20 protein-coding genes are annotated in these 20,740 nt (G+C 63.6%); 16 read left to right on the top strand and 4 right to left on the bottom strand.

Annotation, left to right across the window (positions count from 1 at the left end):
• Window positions 1-67: 67 nt before the first annotated feature.
• Complete coding sequence (locus tag M728_RS17525; RefSeq protein ID WP_026622063.1) at window positions 68-874, bottom strand: undecaprenyl-diphosphate phosphatase; 807 nt, start codon at window positions 872-874, stop codon at window positions 68-70.
• A 156-nt stretch (window positions 875-1,030) separates the two neighbouring features.
• On the opposite strand from M728_RS17525, the gene M728_RS17520 reads away from it, so the two are divergent.
• From M728_RS17520 to M728_RS17475, 10 genes are all read left to right on the top strand, one after another.
• The gene (locus M728_RS17520) at window positions 1,031-1,723 is read left to right on the top strand and encodes a glutathione S-transferase family protein (protein ID WP_026613540.1); all 693 of its coding nucleotides are present in this window, start codon (window positions 1,031-1,033) and stop codon (window positions 1,721-1,723) included.
• Window positions 1,724-1,733: 10 nt separating this feature from the next.
• Window positions 1,734-2,906, top strand: coding sequence for a tRNA epoxyqueuosine(34) reductase QueG (gene queG, locus M728_RS17515; protein WP_026622064.1), 1,173 nt, complete (start codon window positions 1,734-1,736; stop codon window positions 2,904-2,906).
• Window positions 2,894-3,769 carry an SDR family oxidoreductase gene (locus tag M728_RS17510; RefSeq protein WP_026622065.1) on the top strand — a complete coding sequence of 292 codons (876 nt, stop codon included), beginning with the start codon at window positions 2,894-2,896 and terminating at the stop codon, window positions 3,767-3,769. Before queG ends, M728_RS17510 begins: the two co-directional genes overlap by 13 nt.
• 462 nt (window positions 3,770-4,231) lie before the next feature.
• Entirely contained in the window at window positions 4,232-4,606 is a 375-nt protein-coding gene (locus M728_RS17505; protein ID WP_026622066.1) for a septal ring lytic transglycosylase RlpA family protein, read from the top strand.
• A 129-nt stretch (window positions 4,607-4,735) separates the two neighbouring features.
• Window positions 4,736-6,025: an RsmB/NOP family class I SAM-dependent RNA methyltransferase gene (locus tag M728_RS17500; protein ID WP_026622067.1), complete on the top strand. Its 1,290-nt coding sequence runs from the start codon at window positions 4,736-4,738 to the stop codon at window positions 6,023-6,025.
• A 154-nt stretch (window positions 6,026-6,179) separates the two neighbouring features.
• Window positions 6,180-7,460: an imelysin family protein gene (locus M728_RS17495; protein WP_026622068.1), complete on the top strand. Its 1,281-nt coding sequence runs from the start codon at window positions 6,180-6,182 to the stop codon at window positions 7,458-7,460.
• 47 nt (window positions 7,461-7,507) lie between these two features.
• Window positions 7,508-9,298, top strand: a complete 1,791-nt coding sequence (locus tag M728_RS17490) for a di-heme oxidoredictase family protein (protein WP_026622069.1) — start codon at window positions 7,508-7,510, stop codon at window positions 9,296-9,298.
• Complete coding sequence (locus M728_RS17485; protein WP_026622070.1) at window positions 9,298-10,425, top strand: imelysin family protein; 1,128 nt, start codon at window positions 9,298-9,300, stop codon at window positions 10,423-10,425. Before M728_RS17490 ends, M728_RS17485 begins: the two co-directional genes overlap by 1 nt.
• A gap of 217 nt (window positions 10,426-10,642) precedes the next feature.
• A complete protein-coding gene (locus M728_RS17480; RefSeq protein ID WP_026622071.1) occupies window positions 10,643-11,632 on the top strand; it encodes a magnesium transporter CorA family protein in 990 nt (329 codons plus the stop codon).
• 82 nt (window positions 11,633-11,714) lie between these two features.
• Window positions 11,715-12,803, top strand: coding sequence for a DUF1513 domain-containing protein (locus M728_RS17475; protein ID WP_026622072.1), 1,089 nt, complete (start codon window positions 11,715-11,717; stop codon window positions 12,801-12,803).
• A gap of 186 nt (window positions 12,804-12,989) precedes the next feature.
• Here M728_RS17475 and M728_RS17470 read toward each other — a convergent pair whose 3' ends face one another.
• The gene (locus M728_RS17470) at window positions 12,990-13,544 is read right to left on the bottom strand and encodes a GNAT family N-acetyltransferase (RefSeq protein WP_026622073.1); all 555 of its coding nucleotides are present in this window, start codon (window positions 13,542-13,544) and stop codon (window positions 12,990-12,992) included.
• A 242-nt stretch (window positions 13,545-13,786) separates the two neighbouring features.
• On the opposite strand from M728_RS17470, the gene M728_RS17465 reads away from it, so the two are divergent.
• From M728_RS17465 to M728_RS17450, 4 genes are all read left to right on the top strand, one after another.
• The gene (locus M728_RS17465) at window positions 13,787-14,173 is read left to right on the top strand and encodes a PaaI family thioesterase (protein ID WP_370906479.1); all 387 of its coding nucleotides are present in this window, start codon (window positions 13,787-13,789) and stop codon (window positions 14,171-14,173) included.
• Window positions 14,170-14,808: a 5'-methylthioadenosine/S-adenosylhomocysteine nucleosidase gene (locus tag M728_RS17460; RefSeq protein WP_026622075.1), complete on the top strand. Its 639-nt coding sequence runs from the start codon at window positions 14,170-14,172 to the stop codon at window positions 14,806-14,808. Before M728_RS17465 ends, M728_RS17460 begins: the two co-directional genes overlap by 4 nt.
• A gap of 106 nt (window positions 14,809-14,914) precedes the next feature.
• Entirely contained in the window at window positions 14,915-16,477 is a 1,563-nt protein-coding gene (guaA, locus tag M728_RS17455; RefSeq protein WP_026622076.1) for a glutamine-hydrolyzing GMP synthase, read from the top strand.
• A 63-nt stretch (window positions 16,478-16,540) separates the two neighbouring features.
• Window positions 16,541-17,428, top strand: a complete 888-nt coding sequence (locus M728_RS17450) for an arginase family protein (RefSeq protein WP_026622077.1) — start codon at window positions 16,541-16,543, stop codon at window positions 17,426-17,428.
• A 148-nt stretch (window positions 17,429-17,576) separates the two neighbouring features.
• On the opposite strand, the gene M728_RS17445 is transcribed toward M728_RS17450, so the two are convergent.
• Both M728_RS17445 and M728_RS17440 read right to left on the bottom strand, forming a co-directional pair.
• Complete coding sequence (locus tag M728_RS17445; protein ID WP_034884117.1) at window positions 17,577-18,275, bottom strand: GNAT family N-acetyltransferase; 699 nt, start codon at window positions 18,273-18,275, stop codon at window positions 17,577-17,579.
• The gene (locus tag M728_RS17440) at window positions 18,268-18,762 is read right to left on the bottom strand and encodes a MarR family winged helix-turn-helix transcriptional regulator (protein ID WP_198023415.1); all 495 of its coding nucleotides are present in this window, start codon (window positions 18,760-18,762) and stop codon (window positions 18,268-18,270) included. Before M728_RS17440 ends, M728_RS17445 begins: the two co-directional genes overlap by 8 nt.
• Before the next feature lie 208 nt (window positions 18,763-18,970).
• Here M728_RS17440 and M728_RS17435 point away from each other — a divergent pair, with 208 nt between their 5' ends.
• Both M728_RS17435 and M728_RS17430 read left to right on the top strand, forming a co-directional pair.
• A complete protein-coding gene (locus M728_RS17435) occupies window positions 18,971-19,540 on the top strand; it encodes a 2'-5' RNA ligase family protein (protein WP_026622080.1) in 570 nt (189 codons plus the stop codon).
• Between the two features lie 103 nt (window positions 19,541-19,643).
• Window positions 19,644-20,705 carry a succinylglutamate desuccinylase/aspartoacylase family protein gene (locus M728_RS17430; RefSeq protein WP_026622081.1) on the top strand — a complete coding sequence of 354 codons (1,062 nt, stop codon included), beginning with the start codon at window positions 19,644-19,646 and terminating at the stop codon, window positions 20,703-20,705.
• Window positions 20,706-20,740: the final 35 nt, after the last annotated feature.

The raw sequence follows: 20,740 nt of genomic DNA, 5'->3' as shown, positions 1-20,740 counted from the left end.
AGTTTATTGGCGGGGGCCAGGGGCCGCATGCGTTTCGCAAGAAACGCATGCGGCTTTATTTTTTTCACTATCCGAACAGCCAAAGGCCGATGAGCCCGGCGGTGCCGACGACGACGCGCCAGATCGCGAAAGGCGTGAAGCCGCGGTGCGAGACGAAGTCGAGCAGCGAACGCACGACGAAAATCCCGGCGACGAAGGCAGCGATGAAGCCGACGGCGATCAGACCGACATCGTCGAAGGAGAGCGCGTCGCGGTTCTTGTAAAGATCGATCGTGAAAGCGCCCAGCATGGTCGGCATGGCGAGGAAGAAGGAAAATTCCGCGGCCGAACGCTTGTCGGTCCCCATCAGCAGGGCGCCGGCAATGGTGGCGCCGGAGCGCGACGTCCCCGGGATCATCGCCAGGCACTGGAACAGGCCGATCTTCAGCGCCAGCGACGGCGGATAGTCGAAGACATCGGTGTAGCGCGGCGAGAGCGGCAGGTGATCGATGGCGTAGAGGATGATGCCGCCGACGATCAGCACGATGCAGATCAGCATCGGTGTTTCAAAAAGAACCGACTTGATAAAGCCATGCGCCGCCGCGCCGATGAGCGCCGCAGGCAGGAAGGCGAGCAGAACCGAGAAGACAAAGCGTCGAGCCTTGATGCTCGTCGGCAGGGCGAGCGCGATCGACAGGAGCTTTTGGAAATAGACGAGCAGGATCGCCAGTATGGCGCCGAGCTGGATAAGAACAGCGAACGTATTTCCGGGCGACCGGAATCCGAGGAAGTGTCCGGCGAGCAGCACATGCGCCGTCGACGAGACCGGGATGAACTCCGTCAGCCCTTCAATGAGCCCGAGAACGAGCGCGCTTACGATCGATTGATCCGCCATGTATGAGAAGTTCCTGATATACTTGGATTTGGGAGGAGAAAGTCGATTCTCTTGTGTTTGCCACCGCAACTACCTATAGCTCGTTGTAGCAAGCCGTGGCCAGTTGCATATGCCGCGACGCTGACATCCCCGAAAACAGCTGCAATCTGATCATCGATGCCGACACTGTATCATCACCCCATGTCCTCCGCCTCGCGGTTCGTACGCCTTATTCTCTCAGAATATGGCTATCAGACGGAACTGAGCGAGGAACAGCCTTGGGAGAACCGCCGGGACTTTCTGGCGCTGAATCCGGCCGGTACGCTGCCGGTCTATGTCGATGACAGCATGCGCGCGCTGTGCGGCGCGACGATCATCTCGGAATATCTCGACGAGACCAGCGGTATCATGAAGCGCGACCGCCGGCTCTTGGCCGAGGATCCCTTCCAGCGCGCCGAAATCCGCCGGCTCACCGAATGGTTCCTGCAGAAAATGGAAGCCGACGTGACGCGCCCGCTCGTGCGCGAGCGTATCTTCAAGCTGCAGATGACCCCCGATCAGGGCGGCGGCGCGCCGGACTCGAAGATCCTCCGCACGTCGCGCAGCAATATCCGCCAGCATATGAAATATCTCTCCTGGCTCGCCGGGTCGCGGCCCTGGCTTGCTGGTGACCGCATCTCCTATGCGGATCTCGCCGCCGCCGCCGCGATCTCCGTGCTCGACTATCTCGGTGAAATCGACTGGTCGGAATTCCCCGCCGCCAAGGAATGGTACCAGCGGCTCAAATCGCGCCCGTCCTTCCGGCCGCTGCTTGCCGAGCGCGTGCGCGGCGTCACCCCCGTCTCGCATTATGCGGATCTTGACTTCTAAGGACATTATCATGCCCGGCGACGCTGCACAGGCGGAGAACCAGGGCAGGAAACGACGGACACTCACCGCCTTCCTGAAGGAGGAAGCCGCAGCCAAAGGCTTCGACATCTGTCGTATCACGCACCCGGACGCCATACCGCATACACCGGATCGGCTGCGGCAATTCCTTGCCGCCGGCTGTCACGGCACGATGGATTGGCTTGCCGAGACGGCCGAGCGCCGCTCTGATCCGCGCGTGCTCTGGGGCGATGTCCGTTCGATCGCCCTCTTCGGCATGAACTATGGTCCCGAAGATGATCCGCGTGCAATTCTCGCCAGACGCGACCGCGGCGCGATCTCCGTCTATGCCCAGAACCGCGACTATCATGATGTCGTCAAAGGCAGATTGAAGGAGATCGCGACGCGCTTTGGCGCCCGCGCCGGCGAGGACGTGAAGGTCTTCGTCGACACCGCCCCGGTCATGGAGAAGCCGCTTGCGGAAAAGGCCGGCATCGGCTGGCAGGGCAAGCACACCAATCTCGTCAGTCGCGAATTCGGCTCCTGGCTGTTTCTCGGCAGCCTGTTCACGACTGCCTATCTGGACCTCGATGAACCCGAGCGGGACCACTGCGGCTCCTGCCGGGCCTGTCTCGACATCTGTCCGACGAATGCCTTTCCGGCGCCCTATCAGATCGATGCGCGGCGCTGCATATCTTACCTGACGATCGAGCATAAGGGTCCGATCGCGGCTGAACTGCGCCCGCTGATCGGCAACCGCATCTATGGCTGCGACGACTGTCTTGCCGTCTGTCCGTGGAACAAGTTCGCGCAGTCGGCATCGGAAATGAAGCTCAAGGCGCGCGAGGAACTCAGGGCACCGGAGCTCTCCTTCCTTCTGACGCTCGATGATGCAGCCTTTCGCAGCTTCTTCTCGGGCTCGCCGGTGAAGCGCATCGGGCGCGACCGCTTCATCAGAAATGTCTTGATCGCGGCCGGCAATTCCGGTGAGAAGAACTTGATACCGGTCTGCAAGGCGCTCACGGCCGACGCTTCGCCGACCGTTAGGGGAATGGCGGTCTGGGCGCTTTCGCAGCTGATGCCGCCGGGCGATCTAGCCGCCTTCGCCCGACAATGCGGGCCTGAAACCGACAACGAGGTTCTTTCGGAATGGGAAATGGCAGGAGTGAGCCGATGCATGTCCTGATTCTTGGCGCCGGCTACTCCGGTACGGCGATCGCCAAGGCGCTCGCACCCGCCGCGCAATCGGTAACCGGAACGACCCGCTCGCCGGAGAAGCTCGCGGACCTCAAGGCCGCCGGCATCGAGCCGCTGCTCTTCGGCGGAAACGAGATTTCGCCAGAGCTTGCCGATGCCATGGGCAGGGCCACGCACCTCATCCAGTCCATCGCGCCGGGAAGCGACGGCGACCCGATGTTCCGCGCTGGCACGCCGCCGCTTGGCCAGCTGCTGCCGAGGCTTGAATGGGTAGGCTATCTTTCCACCGTCGGCGTCTATGGCGACCACGGCGGCGCGTGGGTGACCGAGGACACGCCGGTCAAGCCCGTCTCCGAGCGCTCCCGCGAGCGGGTCGAGGCGGAAGATGCCTGGCTCGAACACGGCGCGAGGCAGGGCATTCCGGTCGCGGTGCTCAGGCTTGCCGGTATTTACGGGCCTGGCCGCAACGCCTTCCGCAACCTCGCCGAAGGCACGGCGCGCCGTATCATAAAGCCGAACCAGGTGTTCAACCGCATCCGCGTCGAGGATATCGGTGCCGCCACGGCCTTCCTCGCTCAGCGCGGCATGGGCGGGGTCTTCAACGTGACCGACGACGAACCCGCGCCGCCGCAGGACGTCGTCGCCGAAGCCGCGCGGCTGATGGGCGTCGAGCCGCTGCCGGAAATCCCCTTCGAGAAGGCCGAGATGTCGCCGATGGCGCGCTCGTTCTACGGCGAGAACAAGCGTGTTTCGAATGCGCGGCTCCGCAACGCCGGCTTCGAATTCGCTTTCCCGAACTATCGCGTTTCGCTTGCACAGCTATGGGCGACGGGCGCCTGGCGGCAGCAGTAGAACCACCCTTACACTTCTCCGGTCAGAATATCGTCTGCGGATAAAAGCATGTTCGGAGGAACTTGCGGAAGTAACGATTCCGGCCGACTCAGCTTGACACGCCGTTGCTGTCAATATTCCGCCTATACTTTGCCTTTTTATGCAACCATGACGATAGTAGCGCAATTTCGACCATCATGGTTCATTAAAATTCAAGCGGATCGAAATTTTTAATGATTTTTTTTCATGCCAAGGCCAGCTCACCGCCGCCGGGCGCCGTCGGAAACGTTTAGTTGCTGATTCCAAAGGGATTCGCACAGCCTTCTAAAATAATTCAAACCTATGTCTCATTTTAAATTTTACCGCTTTTCAATAATTCCTAATGAAAGTTTAACGGTTGAAGCACGTTTTCGCCATTTTTGACCCCAATTAGCTCGATCAGCAAGGGAACTTACAACATCTTCAAACCGAAGGGGGCATCGCTTGAAGCCAGCGAAAATCAAGACTGCTGCCGCGGCAGCGCTATTCACCGTCGGGATGGGGTTGGTCTCGGCATCCGATAGTCAGGCGGCAGGCAACGGTTGCGGCGGGGCATCCTGGTACGCGCTTTCCTCCAAAACGGCGTCCGGCGAAAGAATGAACGCGGCCCACCTGACCGCCGCCCATCGCAGCCTGAAGTTCGGCACCAAGGTGCAGGTGACGAACAAGCGCAACGGCAAGTCCGTCGTCGTGCGGATCAACGATCGCGGCCCGTTCATCCGTGGCCGGGTGATCGATCTCTCCAAGGCCGCCGCCTCCCGGATCGGCATGATCCGCTCCGGCACCGCCAGCATCTGCTACCAGGTCATCAATTCCTGATCGATCACGCGCCCGCCCGCCCCTCGGGCGGGCTGGCCTGCACGGGCAATCGCCCCGCACATAATGCGGCCGCCGTCTTGCTCTTCGATGCCATCGCCGCTACCACGGCGAAAAAGGAGTTCATCGAAGATGCGTTTGGGCGGAAGGCTCTCGGGAGCCATCGAGGTTCTTGACGATATCGAAAAGCGAAAGCGCCCCGTCGCCGACGCGCTCAAGGATTGGGGCCTCTCCCATCGCTTCGCCGGCTCCGGCGACCGCGCCGCCATCGGCAACATCGTCTACGATGCGCTGCGGATGAAACTCTCCCACGCCTATCTCATGGACAGCGACAGCGCCACGGCCCTTGGCCACGCCGTCATGTACCGGCAATGGGGCTTTAGCGTCGACGCTCTCGCGGCGGAGCTCGCGGACGACAAGTTCGCCCCAGAGGCTCCTTCGGGAGCCATGATGACGGCCTTCAGGGAGCGCCGGCTCGAAGATGCGCCGCTCTACGTGCAGGGCGATATACCGGAATGGGTTCAGCCCTCCTTCGAGGAGAACTTCTCGGACGACTGGCTTGCCGAGGCGAAGGCGCTTGCCGGCCGGCCGACGCTCGATCTCAGGGTCAACACGCTGAAGGCGACGCGCGAGAAGGTGTTGAAGGCGCTGGAGCGCAGCGGCGCGGAGCCCGCGGCGATCGCCCGCCATGGCGTACGCATCCCCGCCGGCGAGGGCGCCTCGCGCTTGCCGAACGTGACGGCGGAAATCTCCTTCCAGAAGGGCTGGTTCGAGGTCCAGGACGAGGGCTCGCAGATCGTCGCCGATCTCGTCTTGCCGCAAGAGGGCGAGCAGGTGCTCGACTATTGCGCCGGCGGCGGCGGCAAGACGCTCGCGATGTCGGCCGCGATGAACAACAAGGGCCAGGTCCACGCCTACGACGCCGACCGCAAGCGGCTGGCGCCGATCATCGAACGGCTGAAGCGCGCAGGCACTCGTAATGTGCAGGTGCATGAATCGGCCGAGTCGCTCAGCTCCCTCGTCGGCCGCTGCGACCGGGTACTCGTCGATGCACCCTGCACCGGCACTGGGACGTGGCGGCGCCGCCCGGACACGAAATGGCGCCTCACGCAAAAGAACCTGGAGGAGCGGCTGGCGCAGCAGGAGGAAGCGCTCGCCGGCGCCGCCCAGTTCGTGCGCCCGGGCGGTCACCTGATCTACGTCACCTGCTCCGTGCTTCCGGAGGAAAACGAGTCGCAGGTCTACGGCTTCTGTGAGGACAATCCGGAATACGAGATCCTCTCGGCTGCCGATAGCTGGGCGGCGCTTTTCGGAACCGACAAGCCGCAGCCCTGGTCGGCCGACATGAAGACCGTCACGCTGACGCCGGCGTCGACCGAAACCGACGGCTTCTTCTTCTGCCTGATGGGCAGAAAGGGATAGGGACGCCGCTGCAGGGCCATCTCCGCCAGCGGGAATTGCAGATTGAAAGCGTTCTAAACTATACACTTTGACACCAGTTTGCTTTTGGTCCATGACTTCTGCGCTTTCCCGGGCCTGAGCCGTGCGCTCGACCGACAAGCAAAAGGAGAGGGTCATGAGCAAGAATTTCATCCGCGGCGCCGCGCTGGCACTGATGACGGCGACGTCGGCGCTGGCCTTGCAGCCGGCGCATGCGGCGACCGACGCCGCCGCGGTCGTCAAACACTATGCGGCGATCGCGCACGCCAAGTATGAGGACGCGCTGACGACGGCTGAAGCGCTCGACAAGGCCGTTGACGCACTGATCGCGACCCCAAGCGAAGCGACGCTGAAGGCCGCTCGTGAAGCCTGGCTCAAGGCGCGCAACCCCTATCAGGAGACCGAGGTCTACCGCTTCGGCAATACGATCGTCGACGAGTGGGAAGGCAAGGTGAATGCCTGGCCGCTCGACGAAGGCCTGATCGACTATGTCGATCCGAGCTATGGTACCGAGAGCGACGAAAACGCCCTCTTCGTGGCCAATGTGATCGCCAACAAGACGATCAAGATCGACGGCAAGGACGTCGACGCGACGAACATCACGCCCGAGTTCCTCTCCGGCACGCTGCAGGAGGCGGCGGGCATCGAGGCGAATGTCGCGACCGGCTATCACGCGATCGAATTCCTGCTCTGGGGCCAGGACCTGAACGGCACCGGCGCAGGCGCAGGCAACCGGCCCTATACCGATTTCGACACCAAGGCCTGCACCAACGGCAATTGCGATCGCCGCGTGGCCTATCTCAAGGCCGCTTCCAGCCTGCTCGTCTCCGACCTCAAGGAGATGGCCGCGAACTGGGCGCCCGACGGTGCGGCGACCAAGGCGGTCGAGGCAGACCACAAGGCCGGGCTTGCGGCGATTCTGACCGGCATGGGCTCGCTCTCTTACGGAGAGCTTGCCGGCGAGCGCATGAAGCTCGGCCTGCTGCTGCACGACCCGGAAGAGGAGCACGATTGCTTCTCGGACGATACCCACAACTCGCATCTGCACGACGCGATCGGCATCCAATCGGCCTATACGGGCGAATATACCCGCGTCGACGGCAGCAAGCTCACCGGCGCCTCGCTGTCCGAGCTCGTCGCCGCCAAGGACGCAGCGCTCGACAAGGAGATGAAGGACAATCTCGCGGCCACGGTCGAGAAGATGCAGGCGATGGCCAAGCGCGCGGAGACCGTCGAGGCCTATGACCAGATGATCGGCGAAGGCAATGCCGAAGGCAACGCCACCGTCCAGGCCGCGATCGACGGGCTGATCGCCCAGGCGAAAACCGTCGAGCGTGTCATCGCGGCGCTCGATCTCGGTACGATCGAGCTTGAAGGTTCGGACAGCCTGGATAATCCTGGCGCCGTCTTCCAATAAGTTGAAAAGGCGGGCCGCACCTTGAAGATTGCGGCCCGACCCGTCCGATGAACGTGACCGCCCGCCTCCTCGCGCTGCCGCTCGCCGCGCTTATCGGCCTCGCCTCCACGGTCGTGGCGATAGGCAAGGATGCCGGCCCCGCGGCCAGAGCGGAGGCCGATCAGCTTGCAACGGCGAAAATCCGTAAAGCGGGTGTTGATATCCCCCTCTGCCCTGCCGGGCATCGCCCCCACAAGGGGGGAGATTGGCCAGAAGCTGAGCCCTGCCCGATAGTGAGCTCGCAGGTGCCGAAGGCGCCGAATTCAGCGGCGCGCGCGCAGCGCGAATGGTCAAGCGGGACATCGCCGCTTGCCGATCTCTCCGCTTGTGGGGGAGATGCGAGGCAGGGCAGAGGGGGGTGTGAACGTGACGACCTTTCCGAACAGGACCTCGAGCGCGTCTTAAAAGTGACGCGCCCAACCACCGGCTTCTCCAAAGCCGAACAGTTCGAGGCGCTTCCCGGCGGTGCTACCACGACGCTCGCGCCGATCGATCGGCAGGTCTTTTCCCAGTTTTCCGCCAATCTTCCCTTCGAGGACGAGCAGAACTTCAAGCTCGGCAAGGCGCTCTTCGAGAAGCTCTGGGTTTCCTCCCCCTCATCGACGCAAGCCTCCGACGGGCTGGGGCCGCTCTACAATGCGCGGGCTTGCGAGAGCTGTCATCCACGCGACGGGCGGGGCCGGCCGCCGGAAGGCGCCACGGACGCGACCTCGATGTTCTACCGCCTTGCCCGCGCCCCGCGGGACGATGCCGAGCGCCGGATGATCGCCTCATACGAGGCACTCAATTTTCCCGATCCGGTTTATGGCGCGCAGCTTCAGGACAGCGCCGTGCCGGGGCTTGCCGCCGAAGGCCGCGTCAGGATCGCCTATACGGAAGAGCCGGTGACGCTCGCCGGCGGCGAGACGATCTCGCTCAGGAAACCGCATTATTCTGTCGGCGACCTCGGTTACGGCGCGATGGACCCGACGACGACACTGTCGCCGCGGGTCGCCTCACCGATGATCGGCATGGGCCTGATCGAGGCCATCCATGAGGCCGACATCCTGGCCCGCGCCGATCCGGACGATCGCGATGGTGACGGCATCAGCGGCCGGCCGGCACTGGTGCGCGACGGCAAGACGGGCCGCGTTACGCTCGGCCGCTTCGGCTGGAAGGCGCAGAACCCGACCGTCCGCCAACAGAGCGCCGACGCCTTTGCCATAGACCTCGGCATTTCCACGCCCGACCTTAAGCTGAGCCACGGCGATTGCACGGCCGGGCAGCAAGACTGTCTCAAGCTGCCGACCGGCGTCCAGCCGCGGCTCGGGGCCGTCGAAGCGCCCACCCCGGTGCTCGATCTCGTGGCATTCTATTCCTCGAACCTCGCCGTACCCGCCCGGCGTCGGGCGAGCTTCCCTGAAACCTTGAAGGGCAAGCGGCTTTTCTACGAAGCGGGCTGCGCCGCCTGCCACACGCCGAAATTCGTGACCCGGCGCGACGCGCCGCACAAGGAGCAGGCGTTCCAGCTCATCTGGCCCTATTCCGATTTCCTCCTGCACGACATGGGCGCCGGCCTCGCCGACGGCCAGCAGGTCGGCCTCGCCAACGGGCGCGAATGGCGCACGCCGCCGCTCTGGGGGATCGGCTTGACAAGGACCGTCAGCGGCCACAGCTTCCTGCTCCATGACGGGCGCGCCCGCGATCTTTCGGAGGCCATCCTTTGGCATGGCGGCGAAGCGGAAAAGGCCCGTGACGCTTTCGCCGCCATGCGAGAGGGCGACCGCAAAGCCCTGATCACATTTCTGGAGTCCCTTTGATGCGCCTCGCTCTTCGCCTCGCTCTTGGGCTCCTGTTGTTTGCCGCCGTCGCTGCGCCGGCGCCAGCGCAGGAGGGCGGCGCACTCTCGCCGCGCGTCGTCGACGAGACAGCGGTCTCGGGCGTGATGGCGAAGGCCGTGGACGGTTTCATCCTGCCCGGCTACCGCAACCTCGCCGAGACGACGAAGTCGCTTTCGGAAGCGACGGCCGCACTTTGCAAGGCGCCTTCCGCCGCGAGCCTCGAAGCTGCGCGTTCGGCCTTCTCCGGCGTCGTCCAAAGCTGGTCTGCGATCGAGATCATTCGCCTCGGTCCCACGCTCGAGCAGAACCGTTTCGAACGCTTCCTCTTCTATCCGGACCGCAAGAGCACCGGCCTTAAACAGGTGCAGGCCATTCTCGCCAAAGGCAACGAGAGCGCCACGCAGGCGGAGACGCTGAAGGCGAAAAGCGTCGCGGTCCAGGGGCTCGGCGCGCTTGAATACGTGCTCTACGGCACCGGGGCGGAGACACTCTCCGGCAAGCAGGGCGATTTTCGCTGCCGTTACGGCCTTGCCATATCGGAGAATCTCGACACGATCGCCGGCGAGCTGCTTGCCGAATGGGAAAAGCCGGACGGCATTCAGGCTGCATGGAAGCGGCCGGGTCCCGGCAATCCGCTCTTCCGCGACAACAAGGAGGCCGCCACCGAATTGCTGGGCGTGCTCGTCCATGGCGTCGAAATGGTGAAGGATCAGCGGTTGCGCCCCTTCTACGCCGGAGCAGTCGATGGAAGGCGGGATCGCGGCGATCCGAGGCTCGCGATCTATTGGCGATCGGTCAATACCATGCCCTCCGTCTCCGCGAATTTCCGCGCCCTGCAGAAGCTCTTCGACACGGCGGGCATGGAAAGCCTACTTCCGGCCGACAGCCGTTCGATCGCCGGTTCGATCAATTTCCTTTTCAAGGCGCTGATCAGTGCTGCCGACCGGATCAACGGGCCGATCGACGCGGCGCTCGCCGACGAAAGACAGCGCAGCACGCTCGACTTCATCGCACTCAACACCGCCGACCTCACCGACCGGCTCAACCGAGACTTCGGCGGCGCGATCGGGCTCGGCGCCGGTTTTTCCTTCGCCGACGGCGATTGACGCGAAGGTGAAAAGGCCGCAGGACCCGGCGGTTGACAAGGCACGCATTTGGGAGCAAAGCGCATCTCATGTCCGCTCTCGCGGGCATGTGTCACCAACAAGGATCAACTCAAGATGAACCCCGACAGTCGAAGTCGAGCCTTCACGCTCACGGCCGTCCGGACCTGATTGATCAGGGCTCCAACGGTCGGATGACTCGGCCCTCATGGAGCCCAAAATGCTGCGCATCTACAAAAGCCAGAACAGCCACCTTGTGCTCGTCGACCTTCTCGACGGCCTGGCATCCCAGGAACCGGTGATCTGGTTCGACCTCTTCAGTCCTTCGAGCGACGAAGTGCGCCTCGTCGAAGACCGCCTCGGCATAGCGATTCCCACGCGCGACGAGATGCAGGAGATCGAGCTTTCCGACCGCCTCTATCAGGAGGATGGCGCCGAGTTCATGACCATGACGGCGACCGCCAAGCTCGACAGCGACTATCCGGTCAAAGTGCCCGTGACCTTCATCCTCAAGGGAACGACGCTCGTCACGGTACGCCACGCGGACCCCAAACCGTTCCAGATCTACGCAAACCGGATCCAGAAGCCGAACGGGGCGGTCTGCGAAACCGGCGAACTGGTGATGCTTGGTCTGCTCGAGGCGATGATCGACCGCACGGCCGATGCACTCGAGCGCGCAGGCAGCGATATCGACGCAATCTCGCGCGAGGTCTTCCGCAAGTCCAATGCGAGCGCAACGAAGAAAACGCGTGACCTGCAATCACTGATTGAGCAGATCGGCCAGAAGGGCGACCTGTTGACGGTCATCCGCGAAAGCCTCGTCAGCATCGGCAGGCTCGTCGCCTATCATGTCGCTCTCGAAGGAAGCACTCCTCGCAAAGCGGCCAAGGAGAGCCGGCAGCGGGTCAAGCTGATCCAGCGCGACGCGGCCTCGCTCGGCGATCATGCGCTGTTCCTGTCGAACAAGATCAATTTCCTGCTCGACGCAACGCTCGGCCTCATCAATCTCGAGCAGAACCAGATCATCAAGATCTTCTCGGTCGCCGCCGTCGTGTTCCTGCCGCCGACGCTGGTCGCCTCGATCTACGGCATGAACTTCGAGGCGATGCCCGAGCTGCACTGGAAGCTCGGCTATCCATTCGGACTTGGGGCGATGGTGATTTCGGCGCTTTTGCCCTATCTGTATTTCAAACGCCGAGGTTGGCTGTAGCCATGGCAGACCCTCCCGCAAGGGAGGGGTGGAAGGGTCTTTGCCTGTGCCTCGACTCCGCCGATGCCTGCATGGGAAGCGCATGAACGCCAAAAACCTCATCGACCGACGCAGCTTCGTCAAAATGGCAGGCGTCGCTTGGGTGGCGGCGCTCGGACCGCGCGGCGCCTTCGCGCTCGAAAGGACCGACGCGGTCTTCGCCTCCGCTTTCATGGCACCGGACGGCAGCTACGGCATCGCGACGCTGACGGAGGAAGGCGAGATCGTCGACCGCACGCTCCTGCCGGCGCGCGCGCACGGCATGGCATTTTCGCCGGTGAGCCGCCGGACGGTTGCCTTTGCCCGCCGGCCGGGCACCTATGCGATGATTTTCGCATGCGACGGCACCGCTAAGCCGGTCATCATCACTGTCGCCGAAGGCCGCCACTTCTTCGGCCACGGCTGCTTCTCCGCCGATGGCCGGCTGCTTTACGCGACGGAGAACGATTTTGCCGCCAATCGCGGCATGATCGGTATCTATGACGGCCGCCGCGGCTTCGCCCGTGTCGGCGAATTCCCGACCTACGGCATCGGGCCGCACGACATGACGCTGACTGCGGACGGGAGCACGCTCGCAATCGCCAATGGCGGCATCGAGACCCATCCGGACTTCGGCCGCACCAAGCTCAATCTCGACCACATGGAGCCGAGCCTCACCCTCGTCGACACCGCAACCGGCGCGCTCATCGAGAAACACGCGCTGCCGTCGGACCTCAGGCGGCTTTCGACCCGCCATGTCGATATCGGCGCCAACGGCAGGATCTGGTTCGCCTGCCAGTACGAAGGCGCCCGCGACGACCTGCCGCCTCTCGTCGGTCATTTCGCCAAGGGCGAGGCGCTGGCCTTTGTCGCTCTGCCCGAACGCACAACGCTAGCGCTTGCAAACTATGTCGGCGCTATCGCCGTCAATCGCCACGAAGAGCTTGTCGGGCTGACCTCGCCGAAGGGCAATGTCGCCGTCACGCTCGATGCGAAAACCGGTGCGGTGGTGAAAGAGGAACGGATTGCGGAAGCGGCCGGTGTCGCAGCGGCGGAACACGGTTTCGCGATCTCCTCCTATGACGGCCGATTCAAGGGGCGACGGAGTTCCGTCGCCTGGGACCAACACATCGTCCGGCTTGGAGCGCAATGAAGGCTACATGGCGGAGGAGTAGACCCCTCCCCCGACCCCACAGGTGGGAGGGGCTTAAGTTGCCGCGCCGCCGCCTCCCATATCGAATTTTCCGCGAGAAGCGACGGTTGAAAAATGGCAGGCGACCGCAGCGAGCACCAAGCCCTCCCACCTGTGGGGAGGGGTTGGGGAGGGCCTTGCCCGCGGTCAGGTCGAGATATTTCCAGCGCCCGAGAGTGCCCCAAGGTCGTCCCAGCGATAGGCGACCTGATCCAGGCGTTCGCCGCCGACGCTCACCCGCCCCTGGCCGACGGCGCGCGCGCCCATGCGTTCGTAGAACACCCTGTTTGGATTGTCGGCCAATACCCAGGCAAAGAGCGACGAGCCCCCCATCTCGCGGCAATGGCCGGCGACAGTGCGCACGAGCGCCGAGCCGATGCCTGTACCGTGGAACTCCGGCAGGAGGTAAAGCTCGTAGAGCTCCCGGTCGAAGGCGGGCGGCATCCCCCTTGCCCGGCCGTAATTGGCAAAGCCGATCACGCGCTTTTCCGCCATGTCGACGGCGACCATGAGGAAAGTCCCTGGGAAACGCATACGCCGCGCATGCCCGATTGCCTGATCTTCGACGGTCATCGCCTCGAGATAGGCGTCGGAAATGATGCCGCGAAAGGTCGCTCGCCAGGTCCGCACCAGAACCGAAGCGATCATCATGAGATCGTCCGGTACCGCCAGGCGGATCTCTATGCGTCTGATGTTCTTCATTGATGATGATATATGGATGCGTCCTCGCTCGCGAAAGCCCGGAAGACATAGATTCCACCCGCCGCGATGAAGCGCTGGGGCGACCTCATGATTGCGCTTGTCCTCTTTCGCGACGCATGCAACTGTCGGCCCGTCGCGGGGCGATCGGCCTCGCCTTCGCAAGGATCCTTTGAGTGATAGAAGACAGCGAGCCGTACGATTTTCGCGCCCGCGTCCGGCAGAGCTTCAGCCGACAGGCCGCCATGCGCACGATCGGCGCGGAACTCACGCGCGTCGAACAGGGAACGGTCGAGATCGAGCTGCCGTTCGACATCAAGCTGACGCAACAGCACGGCCTGCTCCATGCCGGCATCATCTCCGCCGCGCTCGATGCGGCCGGCACCTACGCGGCCTATTCGGTGATCGACGCTGACGCATCGCTGCTGACGATCGAGTTCAAGGTAAACCTCTTGTCGCCTGGGCGCGGCGAGCGCTTCCTCTTCCGCGGTGAAGTGACGAAACCCGGCACGACGATCATCGTTTCGGATGGTCGCGCCTATGCGGTGAGATCCGACGGCCCGGCCAAACTCATCGCCTCGATGACCGGGACGATGATGGTGGTGCGTGGACGCGAAGGGATCGAGGGATGAGTTTCGACCTGAAACCGGTGGCGGGCAAGAAGATCCTCTATGTCATGGCGGTCGACCCGGAATACGGGCCGTGCCTGCGCGCCCGCATCACGCCCCTGATGACCGGCGTCGGACCTGTCGAAGCCGCGGTGGGTCTCACTAGGGTCCTTGCTGAACTCCACGCCGGGGCCAGCCTGCCGGATCTCGTCGTCTCGCTCGGCTCGGCCGGCTCCGCGACGCTCGAGCAGACGGAGGTCTATCAGGCCACCTCCGTCGGCTATCGCGACATGGACGCGTCGCCGCTCGGCTTCGAGAAGGGTGCGACACCCTTCCTCGACCTGCCCGCCGTCGTAAAGCTGCCCTTGCGCATCCCGGGCGTCAAGGAAGCGCGGCTTTCGACCGGCGCCAACATCGTCTCCGGAAAAGCCTACGATGCGATCGATGCCGACCTGGTCGAGATGGAGACCTTCGCGGTTTTGCGCGCCTGCCAGGCCTTCGGCGTGCCGCTCATCGGGCTGCGCGGCATCTCCGACGGCAAGGCGGAGCTGAGGCATGTCGACGACTGGACGGAATATCTGCACGTCATCGACGAGAAGCTTGCAGCCGCGATCGACCGGCTGGAAGAAGCGCTCGAAAGCGGTGAAATCCGGCTCTGACCGTCCGATAGCCGGCGCTCGATTGTCGGGATGCAATGTTATCGTTGCGCCAGGGGCGGGCTTTCATTAAAGCCTCGCCATGAACACGCTTGTTTGAAGGCCCGACATGACCCAGACAGCCCATCCCGATACCGTCCTCATCGTCGATTTCGGCAGCCAGGTGACGCAGCTCATCGCCCGGCGCGTGCGCGAAGCCGGCGTCTATTGCGAGATCGTGCCGTTCCAGTCGGCCGAGGAAGGTTTCAAACGGCTCAACCCAAAGGCGGTGATCCTGTCCGGCAGCCCCGCCTCGACGCTTGATATCGGTTCGCCCCGCGCGCCCTCGGTCATCTTCGAAAGCGGCCTGCCGGTCTTCGGCATCTGCTACGGCCAGCAGACCATGTGCGCCCAGCTCGGCGGCAAGGTCGAGAGCGGCCATCATCGCGAATTCGGTCGGGCCTTCCTGGAGGTCGAGAAGGAATGTGAGCTTTTCGAAGGTGTCTGGTCGCTCGGCTCGCGCCATCAGGTGTGGATGTCGCATGGCGACCGCGTGACGGCGCTGCCTCAGGGCTTCGAGGTGGTCGCTACCTCACCGAACGCCCCCTTTGCCTTCATCGCCGACGAGAAGCGCAAATATTACGCGGTGCAGTTCCACCCGGAAGTGGTGCACACGCCGGACGGCGCCAAGCTGATCGCCAATTTCGTCCACAAGATCGCCGGCATCGAGGGCGACTGGACGATGTCGGCCTATCGCGCCAAGGCCGTCGAGGCGATCCGCGAGCAGGTCGGCGACAAGAAGGTGATCTGCGCGCTATCGGGCGGCGTCGATTCCTCCGTCGCGGCCCTCCTCATCCATGAGGCGGTCGGCGACCAACTCACCTGCATCCTGGTCGACCACGGGCTGATGCGCAAGGACGAGGCGGCGAACGTCGTCGCCATGTTCCATGAGCATTACAACCTCAACCTGCTGCACATCGACGCCTCCGACCGCTTCATCGGCGAGCTGGAGGGCGTCAGCGACCCGGAAACCAAGCGCAAGATCATCGGACGTCTCTTCATCGAGGTCTTCGAGGAAGAGGCGAAGAAGCTCGGCGGCGCCGATTTCCTCGCCCAGGGCACGCTCTACCCGGACGTCATCGAAAGCGTCTCCTTCACCGGCGGCCCGTCGGTGACGATCAAGTCGCACCACAATGTCGGCGGCCTGCCGGAGCGCATGAACATGCAGCTCGTCGAGCCCCTGCGCGAACTCTTCAAGGACGAGGTGCGCGTGCTCGGCCGCGAGCTCGGCCTGCCGGAGAGCTTTATCGGCCGCCATCCCTTCCCCGGCCCGGGCCTTGCGATTCGCTGCCCCGGCGGCATTACCCGCGAGAAGCTCGAAATCCTGCGGGAGGCGGATGCGATCTATCTCGACGAGATCCGCAAGGCCGGGCTCTACGACGCCATCTGGCAGGCCTTCGCCGTGCTGCTGCCGGTGCAGACGGTCGGCGTCATGGGCGACGGGCGCACCTATGAATATGTCTGTGCGCTCCGCGCCGTCACCTCGGTCGACGGCATGACAGCCGACTTCTACCATTACGACATGGAATTCCTGGGCCGCGCGGCGACCCGCATCATCAACGAGGTGCGCGGCATCAACCGCGTCGTCTACGACGTCACCTCGAAGCCGCCGGGCACGATCGAGTGGGAGTGAGCGCATAGCTGAGGAACCTTCCGGCGTTGTATCGGTTCGAGCCCGCATCAGCCGGAGGTTTCAATGCCAAAGCGCCGCTATGCCATCCTCGAAGCCCCTTCAGCACTTGGTCTGTCGACCGACGGAGTGGAGGGCTTGCCCGCTCGGCTCCTGGAACTCGGTCTCGCGGAGCGGATCGGGGCGCGTCACGCCGGGCGACTCGCCGTTCCACCGAAGGATGCAACACCTGACCCGGACACCCTGATCCTGAACGCCCAAACGATCGCGGCATGGTCGCCAAGGCTTGCCGACGCCATCGAGGCGATACTGGATGCCGGCGAGTTTCCGATCGTCTTGGGCGGCGATTGCACGATCCTGCTCGGCCCGATGCTCGCTTTGCGGCGGCGCGGCCGCTATGGCCTGTTCTTCATCGACGGCCATGCCGACTTCTTCCAGCCGGAAGCGGAACCCAACGGCGAAGGCGCGTCCATGGATCTGGCTCTCGTGACCGGCTACGGGCCGTCGCTGCTGACCGATATCGAGGGCCGCGGTCCTTTGGTTCGGCCGGAGGATGCCGTCGCCTTCGCTTTCCGCGATCATGAGGATCAGGCCGAATTCGGCAGCCAACCCTTGCCGCGGGAGCTCCGCGCCTATGATCTCCACAACATCCGCCGCCTCGGCGTCGACAGGGCGGCTCGTGCCGCGCTCGACCATCTGACGCGGCCTCAATTGGAGGGCTTCTTCATTCACCTCGACGCCGATTGTCTCGACGACGCCGTCATGCCGGCGGTCGATTTCCGCGTTCCGGACGGACTCTCCTGGGATGAGCTGATGACGGCGCTCGAAATCATTCTGACGAGTGAAAGAGCGGTCGGCCTCGAAGTCACCATCTACAATCCGAGCCTCGACAAGGACGGCAGCGCCGGACACGGGCTGGTCGAGGTGCTGGCGGGAGCTCTGGCGGCCGTTTAGCGCGGCAGGAGGAAAAGTGCGCGGTTTTCTCGCCCGCTTCCCGCGCCGACTTATTGGAATCGATCACGTTCATGATTTTAGGTCGGCCCGAACTAAAGTCATCGTGATCTAGCGGATGCGCGGCGGCGTCAATCCGGCCGCCTCGACATCACGACTGTGGTCCGCCCGTGCAGCGGACGAGCACAGTCACGACCATCGGCGAACGGAGAACAAACCCCAACGCCCTATAGAGATTGATCGCCGGCGTATTGGTCGCATAGGCGTGCAGGAACGGTGTTTCCCCACGCCTCAAGATCTCGCCTGCGACGACCCGAGAGAGCATCGCCGCATAGCCGCGGCCACGGAAATCCGGATGAGTGCAGACGCCGCTCACTTCCGTATAGCCGTTCAGTTTCATCCGCTCGCCGGCCATCGCGATGAGCCGTCCATTGGCCTTGATGCCCCAGAACGCGCCGAGCCGGTGGGTATTGGCGAAGAAGGGGCCGGGCTGTGTCAGCGTCGCAAGCTCCAGCATTGCTGGTGCGTCCGCCTCGGCCAGGCGTTCGACAGGAGCCATCGGCTCGCAAGGCGCGACTCCTTCCGCGACCATCTGGACGCCCATCGCAATCTTGTCGACCCGCGTACCCGACGGGACCGGGCTTTCTCCGGGCTGAAGCAGGATGACGCAGCCGTCAGGCGGCACGAGATCGCCCAAAGCGCGCAAAGCCTCCTCCGAGTCGTCGCGCGCTGCCGCGAAAATCCCGACATCCGGCAAAAAGCGCTTCGCGCTTGCGCCACCCACCGCAAATGCCGCCTGCCTCGATAGAAGAGCATGCCATACGGGACGATCGAGAGGATGTTCAGCCATCACCACGCTCCTTGTGCCGGAGGGCGCGCCTATCGAGCGACATTTGCCCCAAGCGGTCCTCCATCGCGTTCAGCTGGTCGAGCAGCGAGCCGGAGAGATCGCCGCAAAGCTCGACGACTGCCGCCTCGACGTGGCGCCAGATCTCCCCTTTCGATCTTTCGACCGCGCGTCGGCCCGCCTCGGTGAGCGCCACCGTCTTCTGCCTCCGGTCCTCATCGCCCCGCTCGATTTCGAGAAGCCCCATCTCTACCAGACGCAGGACGCTGCGCGTGACGCCCGGCTGGCTCACGCCGAGCGCGCCGACCAGATCACCCACAGTGAGGGGCCCATTGCGGTCGAGAGCCGCCAGCAGCGGATACTGACCCGCCTGAACGTCGAGGCCGACCCGTTCGCTCAAGCGGTTGACATCGGCTTGGAGCCGCTCGCCGATCCGCTTCAATCGGCTGCCGAGGCAGAGATAACCCAGTTCCCGAACGACGTCTTCCATCAAACCACCTCGGTTGCATATCAAGTTATATAACGTGTAATGCGATCTGGCAATGCCGCCTTTCGCCGGCCGCCCGGCAGCGGACGTGCTGCTCGATGCGGCATACCCTCCTGCGATTTTCTTGAAGAGCACACCTTGGTGCGCCCTTGCTGCTTTTCCCATCTTCTTCATTTAGAGCGGCTGGACGTCCAGGAACCAGGAGCATCGCATGAGGTCGTACCAGCTTTCCTTGAACTTAGGACCGTCTCCCGCACCACGTGCCGTTGACGTATACTATTTCGCTGTTCTCCCGGAGGAAGAAGCCGCCGAGGAGGCGCTGGAACTGGCACGCTGGGATCAGCAGAAATATGGCCTTTCCGGAAAGATCTGCGACCGTCACCGGCTGCATGTGTCCCTTGCCAAGATCCGGGAGGGCCGCGGGCTTTCGGAAGCAGTCGGCGCGTATGCTGCAGACCTCGGTTCACGTGTGAAAGCCGCCGCGTTTCAGGTGCGGTTCGATCGTCTCATCAGCGTCGGCCACGGTAACCGACATCCCCGGATATTGACCTGCAACAGCGTCGTCCATGGTGTCAATGCATTGGTCCGACAGATCACGGGGCTGCCGCATATCTCGGCTGAAACAATCCCGCATATGACCCTTTATTACGGCGATCGCGAAGCGCCGCGCGTCGATCTGCCCAGGCCGATCGCATGGACGGTTCACGACTTTGCACTTGTCCACACGCGCAGAGGGTGCGGGGATTTCGCGATCATCGATCGCTGGTCGCTTTCGCTCTAACGGCCAGAAATGTTCGGGCGATGCCGGTCGCAAGCGCTTGGCCCTTGCGAAGAGGCAGACGAAAACCGATAAGCGATCCCAAAGAAGCAGTGCGGGGAAGGCCGTGGATATTTCCGAAATCATCATCGCCGGCGACACGCCGGGCACCGAGTGGCGGCTGCCCGTGTTCCGGTTCAAGGGAACAAGCGCGGAAGCGCCGCGAACCTATATCCAGGCGGCACTTCACGCCAACGAGCTCCCCGGCACGGCGCTCCTCCATGTCCTCCTCGAGAAGCTCCGCCGGGCGGACCAGGACGGCGCCATCCTCGGCGACATCACCATCGTCCCTCAGGCCAACCCCATCGGCTCGGCACAATCGCATTTCGGCGAGTTGCAGGGCCGCTTCGATCTCGGCTCGCGCATCAATTTCAATCGCGATTTTCCGCTGATCACCTTAGGCGAGCGCGCCAGCCTCCTTGAGGATCTCGACCGGCATTCGGCGGTCGATCGCCTGAAGCGGCACCTCCTCTACATGGCGCTTGCCGCCGAGCTGGCGCTCGACCTCCATTGCGACGACGAGGGGCTGCAATATGCCTATATCGACGAGGCCTTCTGGCCGGAGGCGGCGGACCTCGCGGCCGCGCTCGATATGAAGGCCGTATTCCTCTCCGACGGGGAAAGCTCGGCTTTCGAGGAAGCGGTCGGCTATGCATGGAAGCACGAGAGCGAAGGCGATCGGAAAGCAACCTTGCCGGGCCGCCTTTCGGTCACTGTGGAATTGCGCGGCACCCGCGACGTCTATCCGGAACTGGCGGGCAAGGATGCCGAAGGCCTCTTCCGGTTCCTTGTCGGCCGCGGCGTCGTTGCGGGCGCCCGCTCCGAGCTTCCGGCCTTTACCGGTCGGGCCGCGCCACTCGACAATATCGAGATGGTCCGCGCGCCTGAGGCGGGCGCGATCCTGTTCCACCGCGACGTCGGCGACAGCGTCGAGGCGGGGGACCTCCTTGCGACGATCGTCGCAAGGCCCGGCATGGCGGATGGCACAGTGGAAATAAGAGCGCCGCAGGATGGGCTGATCGTCACCCGCGTCTCCACCCGTTTCGCCCGCCGCCATGCGGACCTGATGAAGATCGCCTGCGCCGACCCTTCGCGTGCGGCGCGCAAGCCGGGTGCACTGGAGGCGTAATGCCTTCAATAGGCCCTCATCCGGCCTGCCGTTGG

Origin of the sequence: Ensifer sp. WSM1721 (assembly GCF_000513895.2) — a bacterium.
Lineage (GTDB): Bacteria > Pseudomonadota > Alphaproteobacteria > Rhizobiales > Rhizobiaceae > Sinorhizobium.
This window is presented reverse-complemented; position numbering and strand designations above follow the sequence as displayed.